The sequence below is a fragment of the Streptomyces sp. NPDC055025 genome (genome assembly GCF_053608565.1).
In genome coordinates this window covers 14854-41264 of record NZ_JBSGVS010000031.1, presented here as the reverse complement: position 1 = coordinate 41264, position 26411 = coordinate 14854, and the positions used below count along the sequence as shown (strand labels likewise).

Genomic DNA, 26411 nt, shown 5'->3' with positions numbered 1-26411 from the left:
GTCGGCGCAGCTCAGGGGTCTCGGGGATGGTCCCCGGGACTACACAGTCAGCGCCCTCTCAGCCCGGTGCTCCGAGCTCCCGCGTGTGCAAAAGGTGCCACCACGCTAGCGTCATATCCGGCGTGCTGAACAGAGGGCCTCACGCTTCTTGCGATGATCGGAGGGTGACCTCACCCCAGCAGACCCACGAATCACATGGACACTCGCACAGCCATGGCCCCGCCGCGCCGGTCTCCCGGCACCTCCGCAAGGTCATCGCCGCGGTCCTGATTCCGTTCGCGACCGCGGTGGTCGTCGGGCTGGCTGTTCTCTGGCCGGGTGGTACGCCAGCGCATGAGCGCACCGGTGTGGGCTTCGACCGGCAGACCGTGCAGGGTCAGGTGGTGCAGATCGAGCGGGTGGACTGCAAGGACGTGAACGCCGCCCAGATCCCGTCCACCGGCGACCTCTCAAAGCCCCAGGGGCGCGAGGCGGAGCGGGCGGAGAACGGTGACTGCGTCAAAGCGACGATCGAGCTCACCAGCGGCAAGGAGAAGGGTCACACCTTTATCGAGATTGTCCAGCCGGACGCACCGCGACAGTTTCACGTGAAACAGGGCGTAGTGGTCGCCTACGCACCCGACGCGCCCCGCGATCTCCAGTACTCCGTGACGGATGTGAATCGCACCTTCCCCATGGCCCTGCTGGCGGGGATCTTCGCCCTGGCCGTGGTCGTGGTGGGGCGGCTACGCGGTGTCATGGCTCTGGTCGCACTCGCCGTCTCCTTCGCCGTGCTGACGCTGTTCATCCTGCCCGCGATTCTTCAGGGCTCGAATCCACTGGTCGTGGCCGTGGTCGGGGCCAGCGCGATCATGCTGCTCGCGCTCTATATGTGCCACGGTCTGACAGCCCGTACCTCGGTCGCGGTCCTCGGCACGCTGGTCTCACTGCTGCTGATCGGACTGCTGGGATCGCTCTTCATCGGCTGGGCGAGCCTGACCGGCAATACCGATGACAACACCGGACTGATCCATGGCCTCTATCCCGAAATCGATATGAGCGGTCTGCTGCTGGCAGGCGTCATCATCGGCTCACTCGGGGTCCTCGACGATGTGACCGTCACCCAGACCTCGGCGGTCTGGGAGCTGCACCAGGCGGATCCGTCGATGGGACCACGTGCCCTCTACCGGGCGGGTATCCGGATCGGGCGGGACCATATCGCCTCGGTGGTCAATACGCTCGTCCTCGCCTACGCGGGCGCCGCGCTGCCACTGCTGCTGCTCTTCTCGATCGCGCAGTCAGGGGTGGGTACGGTCGCGAACAGTGAACTGGTGGCGGAGGAGATCGTCAGAACCCTGGTGGGCTCGATCGGTCTGGTCGCATCCGTACCGGTGACCACGGCGCTGGCGGCGCTGGTGGTCTCCGCCGACCGCGCGGGGGCGAAGGGCTCGCCCCCGGCCCCGCCGAGGGCCCCTGTGGAGGCCCTGCCTTCCGTATCGCCGTACCCGGCGGCTGGGGGGACGGCGGGCGCCCGGCCGGCGGGTCCGGCGGGTCCGACAGGTCCGGCGGGTCCGACAGCCCTGACAGGCCCGGTGGGACCCTCGGATCCCGACAGCCCGGAAGCGGCGCCCTCGCTGCCCGTACAGAGCGCATCTGCGCGCAAACTGGGCGGCGGCAGGGGCCGACGCCGTAAGAAGTAGTCCCCCGGCCGTCCCGGCCCGGAAATCGCCGTCCCGGCCGGATATTCGTTCGGCGGGAAAGGATCACCCGGACGGCCCCGTTCCATCCGGCTCAGCCGGCGTTCTCCTCGGCCAGAATGCGGCCGAGCGCCTCCTCGAGATTGCCCTCGAAGTCACCGAGCGTGCGCTCCTGACCGAGCGGAACCAGTCGGTCCGTCCGGTCCAGGAAGGCCACCAGAGGGGCGGCGCTGACCCGGAAGAGCGCGTGATCGTCTCCGACCTGGAGCCGGATATGGACATCGGAGAGGTCCTCGGGCTCCGTGGGCGCGATATGCACATCGCCGTCACCGCTGGGCGTATTGATCCCGTCGAGCAGCAGCTCTCGGCCGAAGGTCCAGGTGACAGGCGCGTCGCCGGGCAGATGGAATGTCATGCGCACGGCGTAGGGATCTCTCATCTCGTAGTGGAGTTCCACCGGGATCCGGAACGCCAGCTCCTCGGAGACGAGGAAGCTCATCAGGACCTCGGCCTGCACCGACTCGCGCATCGTGTACTCCGGAGTAGATGAAACAGTGGCTGGGAATGATCCCCGTTGACCCTCTTGACGCAATCGTCCTGTAAGCGCTAGCAGATCACAAGGAGTAATTTTTCAGATACAGACAGAGAAGGCGAGCGGACTGAGCAACAATCCGGTCTCTCTGCGTAATCACTCGACCGTCGAGAGCTGTTGCTTCCGTTCGCGGAGTGGCACAGAAGCAGCCACGGTCGCCTCGTGGATCCGAAACGGACGGGCGCGTCGAGCGTGTCGCGCCGACGACCGATCGAGTCGGTGACCTTGCAATCGAGTCGGTGACCTTGCACTGGTCGCTGAACCGCCCCAGCGGGGAGAGAACACTCCGATACGTGGCGGACGGCGGGGGGCGCGGTCTCGCGCGTGAGCGGTTTCGCGGGGGCTCCGCGCGGATCCGGAGGGGAGCCCGTCGGCCCGAGCGGGCGCGGCGCGCGAGGCACGGACCGATCAGGGTCGGAGCTGCGCTTCTTGTAGCCGTGGCCAAGGTCACCCCCAGGCATGCCGACGGGCGAGGGCCCGCCCGCGGGGGCCGCCCCCGCGCGCCCGCCGCACCCCTGAGGGGGACCGGGGAACAGTGGGATTCGTCACTCTAGGGGCAGGCCGCTCACCGGGATGGTTTCCGGTTCATCTTTCCCTCGCGCGAGCTAACGGCCGTACGCGCGGTCTGGCCTGCCGGTCGCCGCCGGGCCCGCCTGCCGGTCGCCGCCGACCCCTACCAGTCACCCCGCGAGGACGAGGAGGACATGAACTTCCGTACGACATAGATGAGTCCGCCGACGAGTGCCACAAAGATCAGCAGCTTGAAGAGAATTCCGATCACGAACGTGACCACACTCATGATCAGTCCGCCGAACACCACGATGGCGATCACAGGCACCGCGATCCACTTCACCCACCAGGGCAACCCCGTGAGTAGCTCCCGAACCGCCATCGTCCTTACCTCGCTTCACCGAGTGACTCGCGTACCTGCTGTGCACCATCGATGCTAGAGCCGCGGGGACCGCGGCGGAGCCCGCGCGGCCCCCGCTCTCCCCTGATGCGACCCTGAGGCGGCCCTGAGAAGACCGGCCGGTTCCGGGGCGGTCCGGTCAGCCCTCGGGGGGTGAGAACACCACCATCACCCGCAGGTCCTCCGTGATGTGGTGGAACTTGTGCGCGACTCCGGCCGGTACGTACACGACGCTGCCCCGGCCGACCTGGGTCGTCTCCATTCCGACGGTGATCGAGGCCCGGCCGCTCACGACGAAGTACACCTCGTCCTGCCGGTGCGGCAGTTGCGGGTCGATCTCACCGGCGTCCAGGGCGTAGAGGCCCACTGACATGTTGCGCTCCCGCAGAAACTGCAGATACGCCCCGTCGTTGGCGGCACGCTCCGCCTCCAGCTCGTCCAGTCGGAATGCCTTCATGCCACGATCAGACCATGAAGAATTTCGTAGTCAAGACGATCGCCAACGCGGCCGCTCTCGCGGTGGCGATCTGGCTGGTCAAGGACATCACTCTGACCGGTGACAACACCGGCAAGCAGGCCCTGACACTGGTGCTCGTCGCCCTGGTCTTCGGGCTCGTGAACTTCATAGTCAAGCCAGTGGTGAAGCTGCTGACGCTGCCGCTGTTCATCCTCACCCTCGGGCTGATCACGCTGGTGGTCAACGCCCTGATGCTGCTGCTGACCTCGTGGCTCGCGGACAAGCTGGATCTCAGCTTCCATGTCGACGGCTTCTGGACCGCCGTGCTCGGCGGGCTGATCATCTCGATCGTGTCGTGGGCGCTGCACATGGTGCTCCCCGACGACAATGACTGACCGCCCCCTGACCGGCCCGGCCGGTTCCACCGAGCCCTCCACCGGCCCCTCCACCGGCCCCTCTGCCGAGCCCGCCGCCGACCCCACCGTCGGCGCCACGACCGGCGCCGCGGCTTCTCCGTACCGCGTCTGTTTCGTCTGCACCGGCAACATCTGCCGCTCCCCCATCGCGGAGGCCGTCTTCCGCGCGCGGCTGACCGAGGCCGGCCTCGACGGGCTGGTCGAGGCGGACAGCGCCGGAACCGGCGGCTGGCACGAAGGGGACGGCGCCGACCCGCGCGCCGTGGCCGTACTGGACGCGCACGGCTATGGGAACGATCACACCGCACGGCAGTTCCACGCCTCGTGGTTCTCCCGTCTCGACCTGGTGATCGCGCTGGACGAAGGCCATCTTCGCGAGCTGCGCCGGCTCGCCCCCACCCCTGCCGACGCCGCGAAGGTACGGCTGCTGCGCTCGTACGACGCCGCCGCCGAGCCGACCGGCGATCTGGGCGTGCCCGATCCGTACTACGGCGACATCACAGGCTTCGAGGAGTGTCTGGAGCTGGTGGAGGCGGCGAGCGAAGGGCTGCTCGCCGCCGTACAGGACACGATCGAGGAGGCTGCCGCATGAGCGGGAACGGCGTGAGCGGCGGGGACGGCGTCAACGGCGAGGACGGCGTGGCCGTGGGGGACAGCGTGTCCCATGGGAACAGCCCGGCCCTCGGGGACGGCACACGGGCGGTGCGGGCGGGGCTGCCCGACCCGGTGACCTACGAACCGACCCTGCCGGGGCCGGTCTTCGCCGCCCACTACCATCTGCCCGGCGAACCGACCGGCCCGTACACCTACGGCCGGGACGACAATCCGACCTGGACCCATCTGGAACGCGCCATCGGTGAGTTGGAGGCGCCGGGGGAGAGGGTCGAGACCATCGTCTTCGCCTCCGGGATGGCCGCGATCTCCGCGGTGCTCTTCTCACAGCTGCGGACCGGCGACACGGTCGTGCTGCCGAACGACGGCTATCAGGCGCTGCCGTTGCTGCGCGAGCGCCTGGAGGCGTACGGCGTGACGGTGCGGACGGCGCCGACCGCCGGGGATGCCCAGCTCGGTGTTCTCGACGGTGCCCGGCTGCTCTGGATCGAGACCCCGTCCAACCCCGGCCTCGATGTCTGCGACATACGACGGCTGGTGCGGGAGGCGCATGGAGCCGGTGTGCTGGTCGCCGTCGACAACACGCTCGCCACCCCACTCGGCCAGCGGCCCCTGGAACTGGGCGCGGACTTCTCGGTGGCCAGTGACACCAAGGGCATGACGGGCCATGGCGACATCCTGCTCGGCCATGTGACCAGCGCCGATCCGGAGCTGGCGGCGGGAGTACGGCGCTGGCGCAAGGTCGTCGGGGCGATCCCGGGGCCGATGGAGGCCTGGCTCGCGCATCGTTCGCTGGCCACGCTCCAGCTCCGGGTCGACCGCCAGTGCGCGAGCGCGCTGACAGTGGCCGAGGCGCTGCTGGAACGTGCCGAGGTGAGCGGGCTGCGCTATCCCGGTCTGCCGAGCGACCCCTCGTACCCCGTCGCCTCACGGCAGATGCGGCGTTTCGGCTCCGTGGTCTCGTTCGTGCTGCCCGACCGGGAGTGGGCCGAGCGCTTTCTCGCCGGGCTGCGGCTGGTGGACGACGCGACCAGCTTCGGCGGCGTACGGTCCACGGCCGAGCGGCGCGGCCGGTGGGGCGGCGACGCCGTACCGGAAGGCTTCATCCGGTTCTCCGTGGGGGCCGAGGATCCCGAAGACCTGGTCGCGGATGTGGTGCGTGCCCTCGACGGGGCGGCCCGCTGACGTCCGCGGCGCGCCCGCGGAGGGCGTTCACCGGATACGGAGCCGGAGCCGGGTACAGACGCCGGGTACGGACGCCGGAGACGGGTACGAACGCCGGATACGGACGGGGAACGGGGATACGGGGGCGGGGATACAGGCGGGCCGGGGCGGGTACCAGGACAGGTGTCGTGGCGGGTGCCCGCACGGGGGCCCGAGGAGTCTCCCGTGCGAACAGACGGTCCGAGCCTCCCCCCTCATGGCTCGGACCGTCCCAGGTTCCACGCGCGGAGAACCAGTTCCACAAGGCTAGTTGACTCTGCGTCAGTGTCCAATCACAGTAACGACAGCAAGCTATCGACTTATTTATAGTTGCGGTCCGAAGACGCTGCGGGGGCGCGGTACGAGACGGGAGAGCAGGAAGATGGACCTGGCCCTGCTGCGTACCTTCGTCACCGTGCACCGCGCCGGCTCCTTCACCCGGGCCGCGGCGCTGCTCGGTCTCTCCCAGCCCGCGGTGACCAGCCAGATCAGAGCTCTCGAACGGCAGCTCGGCCGCCCGCTCTTTCTGCGCCAGGCCCGCGGCGTGACCCCCACGACGATCGGCGACGAACTCGCCCACCGCGCGGCGCCGCATCTGGACGCGCTGATCGAGATCGCCGAGACCGGGCTCGACGAGGAGTCCGGTGTACGGACGCTCCATCTGGCGGGGCCGCCGGAGTTCATGTCCGTGCGCGCGCTGCCGGCGCTCACCCCGCTCACCGCCCATGGCCTCACGCTGCGCATCTCGTTCTGCGCCAACACCGAGGAGACCCTGGAGGGGCTGGCCGCGGGACACCACGATCTGGCCATCACCACGGCCCGGCCCCGAGGTGGACTACTGACCTCGACTCCGCTCTGCGACGAGGAGCATGTACTGATCGCGGCGCCCCGCTGGGCGGCACGGCTGGGTCATACGGTCCTGCGCGAGGGCCATGTGGTGCTGGAGCGGCTCCCGGTGGTGGAGGTGCATGAGTCGCTGCCGCTCGTCTCCCGCTACTGGGCGTCCGTCTTCGACTCCCCGCCGGCCGCCGCGGGCACGGTGATCGCGCCCGATCTGCGAGCCGTGCTGGAGTGCGCGGCGGCGGGCGCGGGACTGGCCGTACTGCCCCGCTATCTCTGCGAGGGCGCGCTGGAGCGGGGAGAGGTGGTCGCGCTCCTCGATCCGCCGGTGCCCCCGCTGCGCACCTATTTCCTGGTCGTGCGCACGGGCACACTCGCGCTGCCCCCGGTCTCGCGGGCGCACGAGTGGCTGCTGCGTGCCGCGGTGGACTGGTGACAGCGTGGCCGGTGGGAGTTTCAGAACGGGTGCCACGGGCGAACCTCTTCCCATGACCGAACGGCCCGTGGTCAAGCGCACCGCACGCGCCATCCTGCTCGACGGCGACGACCTGATCCTGATCAAACGCACCAAGCCAGGGGTGGATCCCTACTGGATCACACCCGGCGGCGGGGTCGAGACGACGGACGACACCGTCGTGGAGGCGCTCCACCGTGAAGTCCACGAAGAACTGGGCGCCAAGATCATCGACGTGGTGCCGTGCTTCGTCGACACCGTGGAACATATCGCCGACGGCGGCGTGACCGGCGTCAAGGTGCAGCACTTCTTCGTCTGCCGGCTGGAGTCGATGGACATCTCGCTGCGGCACGGCCCCGAGATGGACGAGCCCTGCGGCGAGTACGAGATCGTCCGGGTGCCGTTCAGCCGGGTCGGGATCGCCGCCGTCCATCTCGTGCCGCTCTCGCTGCGGCACTATCTCGACGGCAACATCGAGGGCGTGCGCGCGATGCACGCCCCCGATCTCGGCTGAGGATTCCGGTCCCGGCCCGCCTGGCGCCGGCTCCCGGCTCCCGACGGAGTGCGGCCGACGTGCGGGCCCGGGGCGGGTCGGCTCCGCCGGACTCAGTTGGCGGCGGCCACCAGCTCTTCGAGAGAGTCGTGGCGGATCCGCTCGGACGGGATCCCGGCGCCCTTGAGCGCGTCGAGGCCGCTGCGGATCATCCCCGGCGGACCGGACAGATACGCGTCGTACTCATGCCAGGGACCATGCTCACGCACCGCCTCGGGGAGCTGCCCCGTCAGACCCAGGGTGGGCCCCTCGGCGACCACCGGGCGCACGGAGAGCCAGGAATGCTCACTCTCCAGTCGCAGCATCGTCTCGATGTCGTACAGATCCTGATCGCTGCGCGCGCCGTAGAAGACCTCGACCGGGCGCCGGTGGCCATGCTCGGCGACATCCTCGACAAGCGCCTTGATGGGCGCGATACCGGTCCCTCCGCCCAGACAGAGCAGCCCGTTGTGGCTGCTGTGGTCGACGGTCATCGAGCCGGCCGGCGGGCCGAGACGGAGCACATCGCCGGGACCGGCGCGATGGACCAGGGCATTGGAGACCCAGCCCGCCGGGACGGCCTTGACATGGAAGGAGAGCAGTCCGTCCGGGCGCGGTGCCGAGGCGAAGGAGTAGTGCCGCCAGACCCGGGGCCACCACGGCGTCTCCAGGCTGGTGTACTGCCCCGCGAGAAAGGGGTACGGCTGGTCGGGCCGGACGGTGACGACGGCGATGTCGGCGGTGCGCAGCTCGTGCGAGACCACCTCGGCCTGCCACCAGGCCGGGGCGTGCAGCTCGTTCTCGGCGGCGGCGTCGATCATGATCTGCGAGATGGTCGTGTACGTCCTGACCCAGGCGCCCTCGGTCTCTTCGTCCCAGATGGCGGACGCGTAGCGGGTCAGCGCGCCGATCAGGGCCTCTCCCACGGCCGGATAGTGCGTCGGCTGGGTGCCGTACTTGCGGTGTCCGCGGCCCAACTGGCGCAGATAGCCGGTCAGGACATCCGGGGTGTCCATGTGCTCGGCGGCGGTGAGCAGCGCCTTGAGGAGGCGGTCGCGCTGGGCGTCCATGGCCGCGGGGAACAGATTGCGCAGATCGGGGTGGCGGACGAAGAGCAGCGCGTAGAAGTAGGAGGTGAGCTGGTCGGCGATGGGGGCGACCTCCTCCAGGGTGCGACGGATGAGGATCGCGTCGGGGGACGCGTTGCGGTCCTCCGGGAAGAGAGAGGCCGCGGGCGCCGCGACGGACGGCTGCGTGGCAGGTGCGGTGGCCGACGGCTGTGCGGCAGGCTCGGTGGCCGACGGCTGTGTGGCGGGCGCGGTGACCGACGGCTGTGTGGCGGGCGCGGCCGGGACCTCCGGAGGCAGCGCGGCCGATACCGGGACCTCCTGCGGCAGCGGAGCGGCGACCCGGGGCCCGGTGGCGCCCGTCTCGGCGCGGCCGGTCTCGACGGGCTCCGGCTGGGCGGCAGAGGTCTTGACGGCCTCCGGTCGGGCTGCGCGCGACTCCGTGTCCGGATGCCCTTCCGGCTCCCGCCGCATCGGATCGGCGGGCGGAGCTGTGTTCTCCTGTGCGGCCGTGGGGTGCGCCTGGGGAGGCCCTACGGGCTCCGGCCGGCCGACGGCGGACCGTACGGCGGCCTCCGCGGCCGCCTGAGAGACGGGTCCTCTCCCGCTGCCCGGGTCGGCCGCGGTGACCGGACCCTCCGGGACCGGCGGATGCGCGGCCGGTCCGTCACCGCTCTGGGCCCCCTTGGCACGCGGGCGAAAGGCCGCGGGGACATCGTCCACCGGCGCCGGCGGGCGGGGGACGGTATCCGTACGCGCGTCACGCCCCGCGGGGCCTTCGTGCGGCGGGCGCGCGGGACGCGTCGCCCCGGAACCGACCGGGCGTATGGAGGCGAGTGAGCGGCTCGGCATGCGTATTCGCTCCCGGCCGGCCGGCTGTGCCGCACCGCCCGTAGGTCCGCTTGCCGGGCCGGAGTCACCGCGGCCGTCGGCGCTCGGCGCCCTGCGGGGGGCGAACCAACCGCCCTTTCCGCCCTCTCCGGAAGTGCCGTTGTCGGCCGACGTGGTGGTCGGAGCGTCCATGGTGTGCCTCGCCTCGAACATCTTTCGGTCGGTCTGCGCACTTCCGCTGGTCCGGAATACGCTAGCAATTCCCCGCTCGACTAGGACTGTTGGCTTCCCACATTAGCCTCCGCCACGCTCCTGGTCCCTGCCGTCGCAGCATGACAGGGAACAGCGACGGAGGGGACAAAGAGCGTGAAGTCCGGCCATCCACACCGGATTTACCGTTATGCTGCTTTGCTCCCGTGCCCATTCGCGGTTTCCAGCCGTGCTTCCCGGGGCCCCCCGGGGTCAGCGTATTACTGTCGGCGGCACGCGAGTCACCGCGTAGGGCAGACCAGTTCATAGGCCTCGCGCAGATCGCCTCCGCTGTACGTGTGCGTGGCAAGCCCCGAGAGATGGTGGTCGGCATTCACCGCCACCGCCCTGGGCACCGCCGCGAAGATCTCGGCGTCCGACATGGAATCACCGTACGCAACGCAGTCGTCCAGGCTTACCCCGAACTCTGCACAGAGCCGGTCCGCGATCTTCACTTTGGCCGCCGGGTTGAGAATGCCCGCCCGGTCGACCGGCTCGGTGAAAGGCAGAACCGGCCAGCGTGAACCATGGGCGGCATGCGCGCCCCAACCCAGCAGCCGTGTGACAAAGAAGTCGGGCGAGAGGGAGATAACGGCACAGTAATCTCCTTGCCTTCGGATATCCGCCCAGACCTCACGTATTCCGGTCAGCCAGGGCGCCCCCTCGAAGGCCGCCGATACCTGCTCCATGGTCAGATCGGCCCATAGCTCCCGCGCCCGTACCGCGAACTCGTCCGGCGCCATCCCCCGTGAGAGAAAGTCGCCCTCCAGCCTGGCGATCTCGGCGCTCAGCCCGAGCTGCCGGGAGATCTCCACTGCCGCGGCCGAACCGCGGATGAGTGTGCCATCGAGGTCGAAGAGATGCAGTCTGCGTACGCTCGCCATGTACGCCGAGGTTAGTACGTGCGGTTACTCCCCTCGTCAGACGCCCTTCCGCCGACCGGACGGCACCGTGTTTCACGTGAAACACCTCAAACGCCCTCTTCGCCGAGCCCTCCTTGTCATCCATGTCGCTACGTCCGTGGGCTGGCTGGGGCTCACGCTCGGTCTGCTGACACTCGGCGTGACCGCCTTCATCACCGACGACCCGGCCACCACCTGGACCGCTTACCGGGCCATGAGGATCCTGGTCGACTGGCCGATCATTCCGGTGGCGCTGCTCGCCCTGATCAGCGGACTGGTGCTCTCACTCGGTACGCCCTGGGGTCTGGCCCGCTACTGGTGGGTGTGGATCAAGTTCTGGCTCACGCTGATCACCTTCGGTGCCACGGCCTTGGCCCTGCGGCCGGCCATCCATGAAGCGGCGGCTACCGGAATACCCGACGGCAGCCTGGTCGCCGCGCCGTCGGTGGCCACCTCCGCCTATCTCCTGATGACCGCGATCTCGGTACTCAAGCCGTGGGGGCTGACCCGGCTCGGGCGACGCCTGCGGGCTCTGCCGACTTCCCGCAAACCGGTGGACGAACGATCATCGGCTCCGACAGCCTGATCCCCATGCCGACATCACTCTCCGTTCTGCCCATCCGCCGTCTGACCTTGGGCGACCTCATCTCCTGTGCGGATCTCGCCGAGGACCGCGGCTGGGCCCGGGAGGAGCACAGATGGGGTCTGCTGCTGACAGCGGGCACCGCATACGGCATCGATGATCCCGAGGGCAAGGGCCTGGCGGCCGTCTGTGTGATCACCTCGTACGACCCCTCGGGCGGGGGCCGGGGTCTCGCGGCCATCGGCATGATGCTGGTCGCCGGACGCCATAACCGGCAGGGGCTCGGACGGCGGCTGATGACCCATGTGCTGGGTGAGGCCGCGGACACCCCGCTGATGCTGCATGCCACGGAGTACGGCCGACCGCTCTATCAGCAGCTCGGCTTCACGGACATCGGCGTGACCGAGACGGTCGCCGGGCGCTTCCGGTCTCCGGAGACCGCGCCCTCGGTGATGACACGGCCCGCTGCCGCCGGCGATCTGCCGGCGATCGTGCGCCTGGACACCGAGGTCTTCGGAGCCGACCGCACCCATGTGATCGCGCGCCTGCCCGCCTTCGCGGACCGGCTCAGAGTCGCGGAGGACAGCTCCGGGCTCATCGGATACGCGGCGGCCTGGCCCACCCCGGAGGTGCATGTGATCGGTCCGCTGGTCGCCGCGGACACGGCGACCGCGAAGTCGCTGATCTGCTCACTGGTGTCCTCACTGACCGCCGCCCCCGAACGGCCGGTACGTACGATGATCGATGCACGCCATGAAGAACTGCTGGCCTGGGTGAAGGTTCACGGTCTGGAACAGGCGGCCCGCACCACGACAATGGTCCATGGCATCCCGGATCTGCCCGGTGACTGGACCAGACGGTTCGCACCGCTGAACCTGGCGACGGGCTGACTCGCCTGCCGGCCCGGCTTCGGCACTCTCCGCCCTGCCCTTCGGCGTAATCTGCGGATCATGAGCGACCTGGAGATTCGGCCCGCGACCCCTGACGACCTCCCCGCCATCGTGGCGATGCTCGCGGACGACCCGCTGGGCGCCCAGCGTGAGTCCCCGGACGACCTCACCCCGTATATCGCGGCCTATGAGCACCTGGCCCGCGACCCGAACCAGCGGATGATGGTGGCCGTGCGCGAGCGCCGGGTGGTCGGGACGCTCCAGCTCACCATCGTTCCCGGACTCTCCCGCCGTGGTGCCCTCCGCTCGATCATCGAGGGCGTACGGGTCCATGCCGATGAACGCGGCAGCGGACTCGGCACCCGGTTCATCGAGTGGGCGATCGATGAATCCCGCCGCCAGGGCTGCCAGCTGGTCCAGCTCACCTCCGACGCGAGCCGCATCGATGCCCACCGCTTCTACGAGCGGCTGGGCTTCAGCGCCTCCCATGTGGGCTTCAAGCTCCAGCTCTGACGGACGGCACCAAGGAGTCGGAGGGCCTAGATCGTCCGGGGAGTCCGCCATACGCCGGAACACCCGCCGTCGCCTGTTTCACGTGAAACATCCGGCTTGTTTCACGGCGTCACCCCGCGCCAGCCTCCCTTGTCCACGCCGCCGGGCACATCCGCCTCGGGGTCATACGGCTGACGGGTAAAGACAAACGAACCGAGGTCGAGATGGTCCGCCGAACCATCCGCCCGACGCACCACCCGCAGGGTCTCCCCCGCGTAATAGCCGTCGAGCCCCACCCAGGTGCCGTCCGGCTGTACGACAAAACGTGAGCCTCGTCCACCGCCGCGCAGCGGATGCAGCTCCACGCCTCGCTCCGCCACCAGCTTCAGTCCGAAGGCATGGGTACCCCAGTACCACGGTCCAGTCAGCTCCAGCAGCCGCTGATCGGCTTCCGGCAGCGGACGCCAGGGCTCGGGGATCCGTGGCTCGGCATCCGCCACGATCCCGATGAGATCCGCCGCGACCATCCCGGTCAGCGGTCCCGAGGTGGCATTGGCGAGCACCACCGCCGCCACCCCGTCCTCCACACCGACCCAGAGGGCGGCGAGAAAGCCGGGCAGCGAGCCCGTATGCCCAGCCAGGCCACGACCGCTCTGACGGGCCAACTGCATACCGAGCCCATAGCCGCCGTCCCACTGGCCGGCCTCCGGTGGGGCGGACGGTGTCCGCATCTCCCGTACGGACTTCGGACTCAGGACCTTCGCATCGCCCTCGGCGAGAAACCCCGCGAACCGGCAGAGATCGGTCGCGGTCGACCAGAGCTGACCGGCAGGGGCCATCAACCCGAGGTCCATGGCGGGCTCGGGAAGCATCACGTCCGCCCACGGATGCACGGCCCAGCCTCCGGCGTGCGGGGCCACAGGCTGTGTGGTCGTACGGTCCATGCCCAGCGGCTCCAGAATCTCCCGCCGCAGCACCTCTTCCCAGGACGCGCCCCGCACCGCCTCGATCAGCGAACCGAGCAGGGTGTAACCCGGGTTGGAGTAGTGGTGACGGCGCCCCGCGGGGTGGAGTACGGGCCGCTCGCCGAGGACGTCGGAGAGTTCCGGGCGCACCGTGCCCGGTGTCCGCTCCCACCAGGGCGCCGGGCTCTCGGCGGCCAGTCCCGCGGTGTGGTCGAGAAGCTGGGCGATGGTGACCTCTCCCACACGGGTGCCCCTGCCGGCGCCCTCACCGGCTCCCGTACCGCTGCCCGTGCCCGTGCTGATGCGGGCGCCCGCATCCGGGAGGTGCTTCTCCAGGGGGTCACGGAGATCGAGGAGTCCCTCGTCGCGCAGCCGCAGTACCAGAACGGCGGTGAAGGTCTTGGTGATCGACCCGACGCGGTACTGGGTGTCGGCGTCCGGGGCGTGCCCGTCCACACAGCTACGGGAACCCGTCCAGACCATCCGTCCCTCGCGTGCCACCGCCGCGACCAGTGAGGGCGCGCGCCCCTCCGTCTGTGCGAGGGCGATGCGGTGCAGCAGGGCCCGCCGGGTGCCGGGCAGCAGTTCTTCGAAGGGTGATGTCATGGACCACATCTACCGGTGCCGTCCGATGGAGTCGACTTCATTTCACCCGGCGCCGAAGAGCCCTCCGCCCAGCCCCGAAGAGCCGATACCGGACGAGTCGACGCGCGTTGCGCGGGGCTTGCGGGCCGGCCCGTATACGTACTCCTACGTACGTCCGAGTCGTACGTCCAAGTCGTATGCCCGGGGAAGGCTGACCGTGGATCTTCGCTACTGGCTGCCGCGCGCGGTGGATGTGGCCGAGCAATGGGGCGAGCGGTTCGGTCCCTTCGAGGCGCATACCGCGCACCAGGTCGGTGACGAGGCGTTCGCCGACGCGTTCGAGCGGTTCGCCAAGCGGATGGAGGACAACTACCCGTTCTTCCATCCCCGTTACGCCGGGCAGATGGTGAAGCCGCCGCATCCCGCCGCCGTCGTCGGTTATCTCACGGCGATGCTGTTCAACCCCAACAACCACGCGGCGGAGGGCGGCCCCGCGACCACGGAGATGGAGCGCGAGTGCGTCGCCGCGCTGGCCGGGATGTTCGGTCTGCCCGCGCATGTCGGGCATCTGACGACGAGCGGCACGATGGCGAACCTCGAAGCGCTGTACGTGGCCCGCAGACTGCATCCGGACCGCGGGGTGGCCTACAGCTCGGAGTGCCACTACACGCATGAGCGGATGTGCGAGGTACTGGGCGTCGAGGGCCACCGGGTGGCGGTCGACACATACGGCCGCATCGATCTGGACGCCCTGGAGAGCCTGCTGAAGACGGGCCGGGTCGGCACGGTGGTGGTGACGACGGGCACCACGGGGCTGGGGGCCGTGGACCCGGTGCACGAGGTGCTGCCCCTGGCCCGGCGGTACGGGGCCCGGGTGCATGTCGACGCGGCGTACGGCGGCTTCTACGCGCTGCTCGGACGGGCGGACGAGCGGGCGGACACGCCCGAAGGGATCGACCCGAGGCCCTGGCGGGCGCTGGCGGAGTGCGACTCGATCGTGGTGGACCCGCACAAGCACGGGCTTCAGCCCTACGGCTGCGGGGCGGTGCTGTTCCCCGACCCGCGAGCCGGCCGGCACTTCGCGCACGACTCGCCCTACACCTACTTCACCGACGCCGAGGTGCATCTGGGCGAGATCAGCCTGGAGTGCTCACGGGCCGGAGCCGCCGCCGCAGGACTGTGGCTGACCCTTCAGCTCCTCCCGCTGACCCCGGACGGATTCGGGGCGATCCTCGCGGCCAACCGTCGCGCGGCGCTGCGGTGGGCGGATCTGCTGGAGGCGTCGGACGCCCTGGAGCTGTACCAGCGGCCCGATCTCGACATCGTCACCTACTTCCCGGCGACCCGGCCGGCCTCCCTGTCCGCCGTCGACGCGGCGTCCGGACGACTGCTGCAAGGCGGCATGACCGCTCACAAGGAGCCGGTCTTCCTGAGTGTGCTCCGTACGGACGCCGAGGCGTTCGTACGCCGGCATCCGCGGATCATCCGCGACGCCGATGCGGCACGGGTAATGCGCAGTGTCCTGATCAAGCCGGAGGCCGAGCACTATCTCGACCGCCTGCACGCCCGGGTGGAGCAACTCGCCGTCCGCGGCGAGGAGCGGTAGCGCACGGCCCCCGCACCGCCTTCCGGAGGGAATCGTTGTCCACGTTCGAAAGTCCGCCGCGTGGTGTTCTGCGCCGTCCTGCCAGGCCGGACACCGATGAGCTGGCCGCGCTGCTGGCCGCGGCCTTCCACGACGATCCACTGACCCGCTGGATCATTCCGGACAGCCGGACCCGGGCGGAACTGCTGCCCGGCCTGTTCCGTGTCTTCGTCGACGTCTCGCACGACTACGACGGAGTGGCCCTCTCCCCCTGCGGCGACGCGGTGATGCTGTTTCTGCCGCCAGGGGCCTCGAAGGAGGTGGACGCGCGCGGGGACGAGCTGGAAGAGCGGTTCACCGACGCCCTCGGTGAGTACGCCGAGGCGCTGGGGACCATCGTCGGGCTCCAGGCCGAGCGCCATCCGGCCGGCCCCCCGCACTACTACGCGTCGTTCGGGGCGGTCCGCCCCGAACGGCAGCGGAACGGCCTGCTCTCCGTTCTGCTCCAGGAGCTCATCGACCGCGCCGACCGGGAGGGCCACCCGGCGTACGCGGAGGCCAGTTCACCCGGTGGCGAGACGCTCTGCCTCCGGCAGGGTTTCGTTCCGCTCGGCGGCGACATCACGCTGCCGAACGGCGGTCCGTCGCTGCGTCCGCTCTGGCGGGACCCGCGGTGAGGGGCGACAGGCACATCCACTTCTGGACCGCGGCCGAGGTGGCGCGCGGCGAGGTGCCGGGGCGGCATCTTCCGCATCTGCGCGCGGTCCTGGAGTGGAGCGGCGACTTCCTGGTGTCCGGCCATCCCGAGCTGGGTCGGAGCGGCCCGGTGTGCCCGTACACCCAGCCGTCGCTGCGCAAGCAGCTCTTCCATCTCGCGGTGCCGGCCGGGACGGAGGGCGCGGATCTGTCCTCGGCCGTCGGCTCGCTGCGTGCCTGGTACGAGAAGCTCTCGGCCGACCTGGACGAGGAGGACCAGGAGCTGCTGACCCTGCTGCTGGTGCTGCCGGGCTTCGACCCGACGGACTCGGGCGAACTGGACGAGCTCCAGCGCAAGGCCAAGGACGAGTTCGTGGCCGACGGCCTGATGATCGGGCAGTTCCATCCGGTGTGCGAGGAACCGGGCCTGTGGAACTCCCTGTTCCGTCCCCTGCGGGCTCCCGTGCCGCTGCTCGCGGTCCGTAAGCTCCTCGTCTTCGACCTGCCCTTCCTGCTCGGCGACGATACGCACATGGACCACTATCTGCGCCGGTTCGCCCCGGACATCCCGGCCCGGGTCCGCGGCCAGTTGGTCAGCCGCGTGGTGTCCTGAGCGACGCGTGGTGTCCTGAGCCACGGCCCCCGCCCCTCACCACCCGCCCGCCACGCACCCCGGAAAGCCCGGCGCCCGTCCCCAGCTCCTGGGGACGGGCGTCCTCCGTCGGAGGGGCGCCCACCGCGCGGCGGCCCGTACCGGTCCAGAGGCCGGTGCGGTTCAGAGGTTGGTGCGGTTCAGAGCCAGGTGCGGCTGATACCGGCCCCGCGGACTCCCTCCCTGTCACAGGCGACTCAAAAATTCACCGGCCGCACGTACAACCCCCGCGCCCGGGTGGCGGTCTCCTGATCGCCGGCTTCCTCCGCGTACCGCGGGAGAGCCCGCGCACAGCAGCCCCTACGATCCGCTCCGCCCTCGTAGGGGCCACACCCGCAACACCGCCCCACCGCCCCACCGCCACACCGCCACACCCGCAACACCGCCATACCCTCCGTACCCGGCGCACCCTCGCCTCCCCTGCCTGGAGCCCCCTTGCGCAGAAGCACCCTCCTGCTGGCCGCCACCCTGACCACCGGTCTGCTCACCGCCCTGCCCGGCACCGCGACCGCCGCCCCCTCCGGGCAGGCCGGCGACTTCAACGGCGACGGCTACCGCGATGTCGCCATCGGCGCGTTCACCGCCCAGGTCGGCTCCGTGCCGAACGCCGGTGCCGTCGTCGTCCTGTACGGCTCGCGCTCCGGCGTCTCGGCCGCCAAGAAGACCGTGATCACCCAGAACTCCGTCGGCGTCCCCGGCACCGCCAGGGACGGCGACCGCTTCGGCAGCAGCCTCGCCGCCGGCGACCTGAACGCCGACGGTTACGCGGACCTCGTCGTCGGCGCCCAGTTCGAGAGCGTCGGCGACCGCGACGGCGTCGGCTCCGCCACGGTCATCTGGGGCGGCAAGTCCGGCCTGACCGGCGGCTCGGCCCTGCCGTCGCCCTCCGGCCTCACCGAGTGGGGCGGCTACTCCTCCGGCGTCGCGACCGGCGACTTCGACGGCGACGGCAAGACGGACGTCACCATCACCGGCCAGAGCCGCACCGGTCTGTACAGGGGCCCCTTCGCCCGCAACGGCAAGCCCGTGAGCCTGACCGGCGTGGACGAGCTCGGCTCGACGTACGAGGTGATCGCGGGCAACCTGAACAGCGACCGCGCGGCCGAGCGTGTCTATCCGTTCGCCGTCGACGGCGACGAGGGCGGCGACATCCGCTACTTCAGCCACGACCCGGGCGACGAGTCCCACCCCGAGTCGGACTACGCGCAGACCCGGCTGCCCGGGGCCGACGGGCACCAGGGCGCCGTCGGCGACATCAACGGCGACGGCTACGGCGACCTCGTCCTCGGCGACCACGAGGACCCGCGCAGCGCCAAGAAGGCCGGTCACAAGGGCGGCCAGATCACCGTCTGGTACGGCGGCCCGAACGGTCCCGCCCCGGCGCAGAAGCCGACCGTCGTCCACCAGGACACGGCGGGCGTGCCCGGCACCGGCGAGACCGAGGACCTCTTCGGCTCGGCGCTGGCCGTCGGCGACATCAACGGCGACAAGTACGCCGACGTCGCCGTGGGTGTAGTCGGCGAGGACAACGGCAAGGCCAGGGACTCGGGTTCCGTGACGATCCTGTTCGGCTCGGCCACCGGACTCAAGGGCTCGGGCGCCAAGACGTACACACAGAACAGCGCGGGCGTCCCGGGCACCGACGAGTCCTACGACGCCTTCGGCCAGTCGCTCCGCCTGACCGACCTCGACAAGGACGGCAAGGCCGATCTGGTCGTCGGCGCCGGCGGGGAGAACGGCTACGGCGCGGTCACCGTCCTGCGCGGCAGCGCCTCCGGCCTCACCACCACCGGCGCCAAGTCCTTCACCGCGCGCGATGTCTCCCTCAAGGACGGCGCCGGCTTCGGCTGGGTGATCGCCCAGTGACCTACCGCCGACTGGCCGTCCTGCTCGCGGCCTCCCTCACCCCGCTCGCCCTCACCGCCCCCGCCGCACAGGCGGCCACACCGGCGAAGCCGTACGACTTCAACGGCGACGGCCGGGCCGACCTCGCGATCGGCGCGCCCGCGGCCACCGTCGGCGGCAAGGCGCGGGCCGGTGCGGTGTCCGTCGTGTACGGCGGCGCGAGCGGGCTCAAGCCGTCCTCGTACAAGCTGATCACCCAGAACTCGGCCGCCATCCCCGACACCGCCGAGACCGACGACGCCTTCGGCTCCTCCCTCGCCTCCGCCGACCTGAACCGCGACGGCTACGCCGACCTCGTCGTCGGCGCCCCCGGCGAGGACGTCGACGGCGACACCAACGACGGGACGATCGTCATCGTCTGGGGCTCCAAGTCCGGCCTGTCCGGCGGCCGTACGCTCGTCAACCACAACCAGCGCGAGAACGACCGCTACGGCAAGGCGGTGGCGGCCGGCGACTTCACCGGCGACGGAATGCCCGAGATCGCGACCGGCTCGACCGGATTCTTCGGCCTCAACTTCGTGTCCGGCCCCTTCACCAGGACCGGCGCCTTCGGCGGCGGCAACGGCGGCTCCTTCTCCGCCACCGCCCGCCCCTACTCGGAGTCCTACGGCATCGAGTACCTCTCCGCCGGAGACGTCACCGGCCGCGGGTTCGCCGGTCTGATCGTGCACGGGCGCCAAGAGGGCACCGACGACGCGGTCACCACCCTGGTGGACGGCCGCATCGGCAACTTCGTCGACTGGCTGCTGTACATGCCCAGCGGTTACGTCTCCGCCGTCGGCGACATCGACGGCGACGGCTACGCGGACATCGCGGTCGGCAACCACCGCGAGACCTCCACCGACCCGGCGGGCGCGAAGGGCGGCAGGGTCACCATCCGCTACGGCGGCCCGGACGGCGTGGACACCCGCCGCGCCCCGCTCGCCGTCACCCAGGACACCCCGGGCGTACCCGGCACCGCCGAGACCGGCGACGCCTTCGGCTCCGCGGTCTCGCTCGGCGACATCAACGGCGACGGGTACCCCGACCTCGCCATCGGCGCGTCCGGCGAGTCGACCGGCGCCGCCGCGACGACCGGCTCGGTCACCGTCCTGTACGGCTCGGCCGCCGGCCTCACCACCAAGGGCGCCACGACGTACACCCAGAACACGGCGGGCATCCCGGACACCGAGGAGAAGTCCGACCGCTTCGGTGGCCGCACATCCCTGCTGGACCACTCCGGCGACCGGCGCGCCGAGCTGTCCGTGTCGGCGCCGGGCGAGAACTCGGGCGACGGCGCGGTGTGGTCGCTGCGCGGCACACCCACCGGCCCGGCGACCACCGGCGCCGTGAGCTTCGGCCCGTCGTCCACCGGCATCACCACCTCCGGCACACCGGGCTACGGATCCGCCCTCGGCAACTGACCCACCCGCCTCGCCCGGCGCGGCTGAGCCACCGAGCACGAGGACTACATGCGAGCGCAGATCGCGCACCGATGAGTTTCCCGCGCCGCGCCGGTCTGTACACGTGAGACCGACTCACGGAAGGCTGGCGCCATGCGGAAACTGATCTACGGCATGAACCTGACCCTGGACGGCTACATCGCCGCGCCCGGCGACGACATCGGCTGGAGCGCGCCGAGCGACGAGCTGTTCCAGTTCTGGTCCGACCAGTTGCAGGCGACCGACCTGACGCTGTACGGGCGCAAGCTGTGGCAGACGATGAGCTCCTACTGGCCGACCGGCGACCAGCAGCCCAACGCCACCCCGGCGGAGATCGAGTTCGCGCGCCGCTGGCGGGACATGTCGAAGGTGGTGTTCTCCTCGACGATCGACAAGGTCGACTGGAACACCCGCCTGGTCACCGGCGACGCGGTCGCCGAGATCACCCGGCTCAAGGCCGAGGACGACGGCCCGATGGACATCGGCGGCGCGACGCTCGCCGGGGCGGCCATGCGGGCCGGGCTGATCGACGAGTACGTGCTGGCCACCGCGCCGGTCCTGGTGGGCAGCGGCACGCCGTTCTTCACCGCGCTGGACAACTGGGTGAACCTCAACCTGGTGGAGACGCGGACACTTCCCGGCGGCGCGATCCTGACCAGGTACGAGACGAGGCGCTGAGCGCCCGTCCTGGGTGACCTGGACTACCACCCAAGCCACCCAGACGAGTGAAGCCCTTGAACGGCGAGTCTCATGGCAGTGGCATTTCTGCCATCCATCTGCCAACTGCCCTGAGACTCGGCCAAGGCTTTTGCGACCCTACAAACTTGTAGGGTCTCGCGGCTCGTGACATCGAGCGGAGCTGTGAACAGCAGGTTCTTAACTTGTCTCAGGGCGATGTCCCACGCCTCCGTCTCAGCTCCCATGGCATTTCCTCCCCGGGGTGGCAGGAGGGTGCCGGATGATGGGGAGGTGCAGCTCCCCTACGTCTACCGCGTCACCAAGTACAACCCCGCCGACCGGGACGAACACGGGCATTACACCGGCTCCGAGGACGTCTTCAGCGACCATGGTGAGGTCGAGGCGTCCTATCTTCAGGCGGTCGCGGCCTTCGCCAGGGACACCGGCGTCGATCACCTGGTCGTACGGGAACCGCAGATCCCGTCCCTGGCACACTTCGGCATAGAGCCTCCGGTGGACGGCTTTGGGCTGGACGGACTCTTCCCCGCTGACCCAACCGGCTTTTACGACGGGGCAGAGGTGCCGCTCGATGTCGGGCTGGAGCTGGTGCGAGCCATGTTGCGCGACAACGGCGCCTGGTGCCGACTGGAAGAGGAAGGCACTTTCGCGGTCCACGTGGGATGGGACCAGTACCTATACATCGGCAGCGTCCAACCCTGCGAAGAGGCACTCACCCGAACCCGCACGCTGGGGCTGTTCCCCGAACGCCTGGACGCCTCTCCCTACGGCATGGAGACCCAAGAAGACGTCCAGCGGCCTGGCGACGACGAATTCTGGGCCGGTCTGCACTGGGCCGTCGCAGCCGACCGTGCAGGACTCCTGGAAGAGATGCACCTCCAAAACACCTCTCGATGGCACCGCCTCACCCGCGACACCATCGACACGGTTCGCGCCGGCCTCGCCCCCCGTGCCCGTCTGGCCGTGTGGCCGAACCTGTCCTCCGACATCAACGAGGTCCTCGGCGCACTCCCCGCCGACGGTCTCATCGAAGGCGTCTGGCAGGACAAAGACGGCCGGATCCACAGCGCTGTCGCCGACGACGACGAGTTCCCGGAGCTGACTGCCCGAATATCCGGCGCCGAGGCCGCAGCACTCCTGTCCGTGTATGCCGATGACCGGGCGCCACTGTTCACCGCTGTCATGCCTGACAGCGACGGTGTGGTTCGGGCCCGCTGGCGGACCGAGCCGACGCCGAGCGACCGGAACTGGGCCTTCCTCAAGACCCTCCGCAGAGGGGAGATCGTCACCGGCACGGTCACCCACATCGCCAGCTTCGGCGTCACCTTCGTGGACATCGGCGGCTTCGAAGCCATGATCAACATTCCCGAGCTGTCATGGCGTCACATCAACCACCCCTCCGACGTCGTCTCCGTTGGTCAGGAGGTCAACGCCGAAATCCTCGACGTCGACCCCATCCGCGAACGTGTAGCGCTATCCCTCCGGACCCTGTTCGAAGATCCGATACCGCTACTGATCGGGCAGGTCGGCCGGACAATCATGGGTCACGTCACCAGGATCGTGCCCTTCGGAGTGTTCGTTCGCATTGAAGACGTAGAGAACGGTCTGGAGGGTCTGGTGCACAATTCCGAACTGACCGCCAGCAACCCGGACACCCCTCAGCTCGGCCTCCAGGTGGGTGACTCTCTCCTGGTAAAGGTCTTGGAGATCGACACTGTCAGACGCCGCATCACGCTCTCACACAGACAAGCTGCGTCAGAACCGTGCTCTGATTGATTGCCCTAGGAGCACCAATCCGGGATCAGGACGCAGAGTCGGTACTTTGTGGGCCACACGGTCGGGACGGGACCAACGATCGCAAGCCGTGACTCGGATGGGATGATCACAGGCGGTCGCCGAAGGGTGGGATAACAATGGAACAGCTTCTCGATCCGGTTCAGATCATTACGCGCCCGAGTCAGGCAGTCGCGAGTGATCGAGAGCAGGTCCTGGGTTTTTGGATCCACACGGCGCGGAAGGCCGGCTGGCAGGTCGAGCAGGTGGGCGAGCCCACCGACTGGTCAGCCGGCGAGTGCGGAGTCGTCGAGATCGAGGGACTCCGCTATCTGATCCGTGTAGGACCGCGAAGCCGTGGTCGCGCGATAAACGTCCCTGACAGGCATGTTGGAGCCTTCGTCGCGAACACGGTCGTCCAGAACCAGCCCGTAGCGTCCTACCCGGTCTTCACGCTCACCGCATGGGCAGAGCCCATCGTGCCCTGAGACCTGACGTCACGTGGTCGGCTCCCGCTGCCGAACATTCCGTGCTGCGGTGGCCACCTTCCTGCCGATCGGTGTCAGCTTCATCGGACGGCCGCGTTCGGCGCGCTCAAACAGGGTTAGCCCGAGGTCCTGTTCGAGACGATTGATCTGCGTAACCAGCGCCGACTGGTTGATCCCGAGGGCTCCGGCAGCCTCGCGCATCGTCGGATGGGCGATGACAGCCAGGAAGCGATCGAGTCGCTGCCAGGCGTCGGGGCTGGTGAGAGCTTTCCGCAGGATGGACAGGGTTTGGGAGGCCTTGTCGGGGAGTCCGAGAGCTGTGTCGTGGCTCCCTCCGCCACGCGCCCGAAGCGGGACGTTGTGGGTGTGGGCCCCTCGGGACATGTTCGCGGTGCTCATGCCCTTCTCCCGCGCGAGGTCGGGCAGAGTCCGCAGGCGAACTACGTACTGTTCGAACAGCCAGTCCCGGTCGACGGTTCCACGGCGCTGGTAGTCCTGGGCACCGCGGAGTGGGACGCCGTACTCGCGGGCGAGTTCGGTCAGCACCTTTCGGGAGAAACCAGTGAGTTCGGCGATCTGCGGAAGAGAGCGGTGTTCGTCCATGTAGAGGCGAGTAAAGGACTCTCTCGGCACCCTCAACCGGGCCTTGAAGCGGGTGTGTCCCGTGGCCTTGGCCGCAGTCTTCGTTGGCGGGAGGGCGGGAGCCGGCTGCTCGTGCAGGATCAAGCGGCGGTCTCCCCGTCGTAGCGGAAACGCGTACCGACCCCGACCCGCGACCCGGCCCTGCTCATGACACCATCCGCAACACCCGTGACGGGCTGAGCGGCTGGTCGAGATCGGTGACGAGCCGGCCTGCCCAGAGCAGGTGATAGACCGCCGATCTCACCAGTGGTTCCGGATGGGCAGGCAAACGGAGCGGGACCTGGCCCAGCGGGACTCCATCGAGGTCAAGGGTGAGTAGTTCTTCCAGGAGATCGGGGCTCAACAGCCAGTCCCTGCGATAACCGCCAAGGAAACGGATGTTCTCCAGGCGTGCCGTTGAGGGCTCGCTCCACACCTCGTACTGCCATCCCCGCGACTCAACTCCTCGTCGAGTCCAGTCGAAGGTGAAGGCCACCTCGGGCTTGGACAACCGGCGCAACGGCTTCACGTCTACGATCACCGGCCCCTGATCGCTGACCAGTAGGTAGTCCGGAATGTGCTTCCGGAGCTTCCCACCCAGTTCAGCTTTCAGAAGGAAGGGCTGAGCCACGATGGACCGCACGGCGGGATCGAAATCGGCGACCAGCAGTCGACGGGCCGGATCAGAATTCCCATCATTCGAAAGAGTGAAGGCTCCGACCAGGGAGTCTCACAACAGCGGCATAAGCGCCATCGTTGTGCCATCGCGGCTGAGACTGTGCCACGAAATCTGAGACCCGACACTCCGGCGTCAGGTCTGCGCCATGTCCACGAAGCGGGAGTAGTGGCCCTGGAAGGCCACGGTGATCGTGGCTGTCGGGCCGTTACGGTGCTTGGCCACGATCAGGTCGGCCTCGCCCGCGCGGGGGGACTCCTTCTCGTAGGCGTCCTCGCGGTGCAGCAGGATCACCATGTCCGCGTCCTGCTCGATGGAGCCCGATTCACGCAGGTCGGAGACCATCGGTTTCTTGTCCGTACGCTGCTCGGGGCCACGGTTGAGCTGTGACAGCGCGATGACCGGCAGCTCCAGCTCCTTGGCGAGGAGCTTGAGGTTTCGCGACATGTCCGAGACCTCCTGCTGGCGGCTCTCGGCGCGCTTCGAGCCGCCGGACTGCATCAGCTGGAGATAGTCGATGACCACCAGCTTGAGGTCGTTGCGCTGCTTGAGGCGACGGCACTTGGCCCGGATCTCCATCATCGAGAGATTCGGCGAGTCGTCGATGTAGAGCGGGGCCTGGGACACGTCCGGCATACGGCGGGCCAGTCTGGTCCAGTCCTCGTCCGTCATCGTGCCGGAGCGCATATGGTGCAGCGCCACTCGGGCCTCGGCCGACAGCAGACGCATCGCGATCTCGTTGCGGCCCATTTCGAGCGAGAAGATCACGCTGGGCAGATTGTTCTTGATGGACGCGGCACGGGCGAAGTCCAGCGCGAGCGTGGACTTGCCCATCGCGGGACGGGCGGCGATGACGATCATCTGGCCGGGGTGCAGGCCGTTGGTGAGGGAGTCGAAGTCCGTGAACCCCGTCGGCACACCCGTCATCTCCCCGCTGCGGGAACCGATGGCCTCGATCTCGTCGAGCGCGCCCTCCATGATGTCGCCGAGCGGCAGATAGTCCTCGCTGGTCCGCTGCTCGGTGACGGCATAGATCTCGGCCTGGGCGGAGTTGACGATCTCGTCGACATCGCCGTCGGCCGCGTATCCCATCTGTGTGATCTTGGTGCCCGCCTCGACCAGCCGGCGCAGCACCGCCCGCTCATGGACGATCTCCGCGTAGTACGACGCGTTGGCCGCGGTCGGCACCGACTGGACGAGTGTGTGCAGATACGAGGCCCCGCCGACGCGGGTGATCTCCCCGCGCCGGGTCAGCTCGGCCGCCACCGTGATCGGGTCGGCCGGCTCGCCCTTCGCGTAGAGGTCGAGGACGGCCTGGAAGACGGTCTCGTGCGCGGGGCGGTAGAAGTCATGCCCCTTGATGATCTCCACGACATCGGCGATGGCGTCCTTGGACAGCAGCATGCCGCCGAGGACGGACTGCTCGGCGTCGAGATCCTGCGGCGGAACCCGCTCGAAGCCCGTGGATCCGCCGTCCCAGACCCCGGTGTCACGCCCGCGCTCGTGCTGCTCGTCGCGGCCCCGGCCCTCACCACGGCGCTGCCGGGAGACAGGCGGACGGTCACTGGGACCGGCATCGGTCCAAGGGTCGTCCAATGGCTCGGGAATGCTCACCGGCCACCTCCTCACGTCCGCGCCGCGG

26 protein-coding genes are annotated in these 26411 nt (G+C 69.2%); 17 read left to right on the top strand and 9 right to left on the bottom strand.

The window, feature by feature from the left end; translation table 11 throughout:
- The first annotated feature begins 164 nt into the window (after positions 1 to 164).
- Positions 165 to 1679, top strand: a complete 1515-nt coding sequence (locus tag ACWGDX_RS20160; protein ID WP_453627337.1) for a YibE/F family protein — start codon at positions 165 to 167, stop codon at positions 1677 to 1679.
- 91 nt (positions 1680 to 1770) lie between these two features.
- Here the strand turns inward: ACWGDX_RS20160 and ACWGDX_RS20155 are convergent, their stop codons facing one another.
- From ACWGDX_RS20155 to ACWGDX_RS20145, 3 genes are all read right to left on the bottom strand, one after another.
- A complete protein-coding gene (locus ACWGDX_RS20155) occupies positions 1771 to 2205 on the bottom strand; it encodes an SsgA family sporulation/cell division regulator (protein ID WP_093594306.1) in 435 nt (144 codons plus the stop codon).
- Between the two features lie 736 nt (positions 2206 to 2941).
- Positions 2942 to 3160 carry a DUF5326 family protein gene (locus ACWGDX_RS20150; protein ID WP_453627335.1) on the bottom strand — a complete coding sequence of 73 codons (219 nt, stop codon included), beginning with the start codon at positions 3158 to 3160 and terminating at the stop codon, positions 2942 to 2944.
- Between the two features lie 157 nt (positions 3161 to 3317).
- The gene (locus ACWGDX_RS20145; protein WP_365902132.1) at positions 3318 to 3635 is read right to left on the bottom strand and encodes a cupin domain-containing protein; all 318 of its coding nucleotides are present in this window, start codon (positions 3633 to 3635) and stop codon (positions 3318 to 3320) included.
- Between the two features lie 14 nt (positions 3636 to 3649).
- On the opposite strand from ACWGDX_RS20145, the gene ACWGDX_RS20140 reads away from it, so the two are divergent.
- The 5 genes from ACWGDX_RS20140 (at position 3650) to ACWGDX_RS20120 (ending at position 7674) form a co-directional block, all read left to right on the top strand.
- On the top strand, positions 3650 to 4030 hold the full coding sequence (locus ACWGDX_RS20140) for a phage holin family protein (protein ID WP_363082765.1): 381 nt from the start codon (positions 3650 to 3652) through the stop codon (positions 4028 to 4030).
- Positions 4023 to 4643: a low molecular weight protein-tyrosine-phosphatase gene (locus tag ACWGDX_RS20135; protein ID WP_453627333.1), complete on the top strand. Its 621-nt coding sequence runs from the start codon at positions 4023 to 4025 to the stop codon at positions 4641 to 4643. The genes ACWGDX_RS20140 and ACWGDX_RS20135 overlap by 8 nt, the downstream gene beginning before the upstream one ends.
- Complete coding sequence (locus ACWGDX_RS20130) at positions 4640 to 5848, top strand: cystathionine gamma-lyase (RefSeq protein ID WP_453627331.1); 1209 nt, start codon at positions 4640 to 4642, stop codon at positions 5846 to 5848. The genes ACWGDX_RS20135 and ACWGDX_RS20130 overlap by 4 nt, the downstream gene beginning before the upstream one ends.
- Positions 5849 to 6248: 400 nt before the next feature.
- Positions 6249 to 7142, top strand: a complete 894-nt coding sequence (locus tag ACWGDX_RS20125; RefSeq protein ID WP_453627329.1) for a LysR family transcriptional regulator — start codon at positions 6249 to 6251, stop codon at positions 7140 to 7142.
- A 52-nt stretch (positions 7143 to 7194) separates the two neighbouring features.
- On the top strand, positions 7195 to 7674 hold the full coding sequence (locus tag ACWGDX_RS20120) for an NUDIX hydrolase (protein ID WP_363082763.1): 480 nt from the start codon (positions 7195 to 7197) through the stop codon (positions 7672 to 7674).
- 92 nt (positions 7675 to 7766) lie between these two features.
- Here the strand turns inward: ACWGDX_RS20120 and ACWGDX_RS20115 are convergent, their stop codons facing one another.
- Together ACWGDX_RS20115 and ACWGDX_RS20110 are read right to left on the bottom strand one after the other, a co-directional pair.
- Positions 7767 to 9611, bottom strand: coding sequence for a globin domain-containing protein (locus tag ACWGDX_RS20115; RefSeq protein ID WP_453627327.1), 1845 nt, complete (start codon positions 9609 to 9611; stop codon positions 7767 to 7769).
- Positions 9612 to 10081: 470 nt separating this feature from the next.
- Complete coding sequence (locus ACWGDX_RS20110; protein ID WP_453627325.1) at positions 10082 to 10723, bottom strand: HAD family hydrolase; 642 nt, start codon at positions 10721 to 10723, stop codon at positions 10082 to 10084.
- A 76-nt stretch (positions 10724 to 10799) separates the two neighbouring features.
- Here ACWGDX_RS20110 and ACWGDX_RS20105 point away from each other — a divergent pair, with 76 nt between their 5' ends.
- Genes ACWGDX_RS20105 through ACWGDX_RS20095 form a run of 3 tightly spaced genes read left to right on the top strand, consistent with a single transcriptional unit; the run spans position 10800 to position 12727 of the window.
- Positions 10800 to 11327 carry a DUF2269 domain-containing protein gene (locus ACWGDX_RS20105; RefSeq protein WP_453627323.1) on the top strand — a complete coding sequence of 176 codons (528 nt, stop codon included), beginning with the start codon at positions 10800 to 10802 and terminating at the stop codon, positions 11325 to 11327.
- Between the two features lie 5 nt (positions 11328 to 11332).
- Positions 11333 to 12214: a GNAT family N-acetyltransferase gene (locus ACWGDX_RS20100; RefSeq protein WP_453627321.1), complete on the top strand. Its 882-nt coding sequence runs from the start codon at positions 11333 to 11335 to the stop codon at positions 12212 to 12214.
- Positions 12215 to 12274: 60 nt separating this feature from the next.
- Positions 12275 to 12727 carry an N-acetyltransferase family protein gene (locus tag ACWGDX_RS20095; protein ID WP_453627319.1) on the top strand — a complete coding sequence of 151 codons (453 nt, stop codon included), beginning with the start codon at positions 12275 to 12277 and terminating at the stop codon, positions 12725 to 12727.
- Between the two features lie 101 nt (positions 12728 to 12828).
- Here ACWGDX_RS20095 and ACWGDX_RS20090 read toward each other — a convergent pair whose 3' ends face one another.
- A complete protein-coding gene (locus tag ACWGDX_RS20090) occupies positions 12829 to 14277 on the bottom strand; it encodes a serine hydrolase domain-containing protein (protein ID WP_453627317.1) in 1449 nt (482 codons plus the stop codon).
- Between the two features lie 196 nt (positions 14278 to 14473).
- On the opposite strand from ACWGDX_RS20090, the gene ACWGDX_RS20085 reads away from it, so the two are divergent.
- The 8 genes from ACWGDX_RS20085 (at position 14474) to ACWGDX_RS20050 (ending at position 23472) form a co-directional block, all read left to right on the top strand.
- A complete protein-coding gene (locus tag ACWGDX_RS20085; protein WP_453627315.1) occupies positions 14474 to 15862 on the top strand; it encodes a pyridoxal phosphate-dependent decarboxylase family protein in 1389 nt (462 codons plus the stop codon).
- A gap of 35 nt (positions 15863 to 15897) precedes the next feature.
- A complete protein-coding gene (locus tag ACWGDX_RS20080) occupies positions 15898 to 16518 on the top strand; it encodes a hypothetical protein (protein ID WP_453627313.1) in 621 nt (206 codons plus the stop codon).
- Positions 16515 to 17150 (top strand): DUF6875 domain-containing protein, encoded by a 636-nt coding sequence (locus ACWGDX_RS20075; RefSeq protein WP_453627312.1) that lies wholly within the window; start codon positions 16515 to 16517, stop codon positions 17148 to 17150. Before ACWGDX_RS20080 ends, ACWGDX_RS20075 begins: the two co-directional genes overlap by 4 nt.
- A 474-nt stretch (positions 17151 to 17624) precedes the next feature.
- Complete coding sequence (locus ACWGDX_RS20070; RefSeq protein WP_453627310.1) at positions 17625 to 19055, top strand: FG-GAP-like repeat-containing protein; 1431 nt, start codon at positions 17625 to 17627, stop codon at positions 19053 to 19055.
- Positions 19052 to 20497 (top strand): FG-GAP-like repeat-containing protein, encoded by a 1446-nt coding sequence (locus ACWGDX_RS20065; RefSeq protein ID WP_453627308.1) that lies wholly within the window; start codon positions 19052 to 19054, stop codon positions 20495 to 20497. The genes ACWGDX_RS20070 and ACWGDX_RS20065 overlap by 4 nt, the downstream gene beginning before the upstream one ends.
- 132 nt (positions 20498 to 20629) lie before the next feature.
- Positions 20630 to 21193 (top strand): dihydrofolate reductase family protein, encoded by a 564-nt coding sequence (locus ACWGDX_RS20060; protein WP_453627306.1) that lies wholly within the window; start codon positions 20630 to 20632, stop codon positions 21191 to 21193.
- A 291-nt stretch (positions 21194 to 21484) separates the two neighbouring features.
- Entirely contained in the window at positions 21485 to 22987 is a 1503-nt protein-coding gene (locus ACWGDX_RS20055) for a S1 RNA-binding domain-containing protein (protein WP_453627304.1), read from the top strand.
- Between the two features lie 137 nt (positions 22988 to 23124).
- Positions 23125 to 23472: a hypothetical protein gene (locus ACWGDX_RS20050; RefSeq protein WP_453627302.1), complete on the top strand. Its 348-nt coding sequence runs from the start codon at positions 23125 to 23127 to the stop codon at positions 23470 to 23472.
- Between the two features lie 9 nt (positions 23473 to 23481).
- On the opposite strand, the gene ACWGDX_RS20045 is transcribed toward ACWGDX_RS20050, so the two are convergent.
- From ACWGDX_RS20045 to dnaB, 3 genes are all read right to left on the bottom strand, one after another.
- Entirely contained in the window at positions 23482 to 24198 is a 717-nt protein-coding gene (locus tag ACWGDX_RS20045) for a LysR family transcriptional regulator (RefSeq protein ID WP_453627300.1), read from the bottom strand.
- A gap of 61 nt (positions 24199 to 24259) precedes the next feature.
- Positions 24260 to 24760 carry a TnsA-like heteromeric transposase endonuclease subunit gene (locus tag ACWGDX_RS20040; RefSeq protein ID WP_453627399.1) on the bottom strand — a complete coding sequence of 167 codons (501 nt, stop codon included), beginning with the start codon at positions 24758 to 24760 and terminating at the stop codon, positions 24260 to 24262.
- Positions 24761 to 24904: 144 nt separating this feature from the next.
- A complete protein-coding gene (gene dnaB, locus ACWGDX_RS20035) occupies positions 24905 to 26383 on the bottom strand; it encodes a replicative DNA helicase (protein WP_453627298.1) in 1479 nt (492 codons plus the stop codon).
- Between the last annotated feature and the right edge of the window lie 28 nt (positions 26384 to 26411).

Excerpts from the sequence above, each read along its gene's own strand:
- ACWGDX_RS20130 (WP_453627331.1), top strand. The coding sequence starts at position 4,640 with ATGAGCGGGAACGGCGTGAGCGGCGGGGACGGCGTCAACGGCGAGGAC.
- ACWGDX_RS20095 (WP_453627319.1), top strand. The coding sequence starts at position 12,275 with ATGAGCGACCTGGAGATTCGGCCCGCGACCCCTGACGACCTCCCCGCC.
- ACWGDX_RS20100 (WP_453627321.1), top strand. The coding sequence starts at position 11,333 with ATGCCGACATCACTCTCCGTTCTGCCCATCCGCCGTCTGACCTTGGGC.
- ACWGDX_RS20060 (WP_453627306.1), top strand. The coding sequence starts at position 20,630 with ATGCGGAAACTGATCTACGGCATGAACCTGACCCTGGACGGCTACATC.
- ACWGDX_RS20140 (WP_363082765.1), top strand. The coding sequence starts at position 3,650 with ATGAAGAATTTCGTAGTCAAGACGATCGCCAACGCGGCCGCTCTCGCG.
- ACWGDX_RS20120 (WP_363082763.1), top strand. The coding sequence starts at position 7,195 with ATGACCGAACGGCCCGTGGTCAAGCGCACCGCACGCGCCATCCTGCTC.
- ACWGDX_RS20155 (WP_093594306.1), bottom strand. The coding sequence starts at position 2,205 with ATGCGCGAGTCGGTGCAGGCCGAGGTCCTGATGAGCTTCCTCGTCTCC.
- ACWGDX_RS20135 (WP_453627333.1), top strand. The coding sequence starts at position 4,023 with ATGACTGACCGCCCCCTGACCGGCCCGGCCGGTTCCACCGAGCCCTCC.
- ACWGDX_RS20115 (WP_453627327.1), bottom strand. The coding sequence starts at position 9,611 with ATGCCGAGCCGCTCACTCGCCTCCATACGCCCGGTCGGTTCCGGGGCG.
- ACWGDX_RS20090 (WP_453627317.1), bottom strand. The coding sequence starts at position 14,277 with ATGACATCACCCTTCGAAGAACTGCTGCCCGGCACCCGGCGGGCCCTG.
- ACWGDX_RS20110 (WP_453627325.1), bottom strand. The coding sequence starts at position 10,723 with ATGGCGAGCGTACGCAGACTGCATCTCTTCGACCTCGATGGCACACTC.
- ACWGDX_RS20050 (WP_453627302.1), top strand. The coding sequence starts at position 23,125 with ATGGAACAGCTTCTCGATCCGGTTCAGATCATTACGCGCCCGAGTCAG.
- ACWGDX_RS20150 (WP_453627335.1), bottom strand. The coding sequence starts at position 3,160 with ATGGCGGTTCGGGAGCTACTCACGGGGTTGCCCTGGTGGGTGAAGTGG.
- ACWGDX_RS20125 (WP_453627329.1), top strand. The coding sequence starts at position 6,249 with ATGGACCTGGCCCTGCTGCGTACCTTCGTCACCGTGCACCGCGCCGGC.
- ACWGDX_RS20145 (WP_365902132.1), bottom strand. The coding sequence starts at position 3,635 with ATGAAGGCATTCCGACTGGACGAGCTGGAGGCGGAGCGTGCCGCCAAC.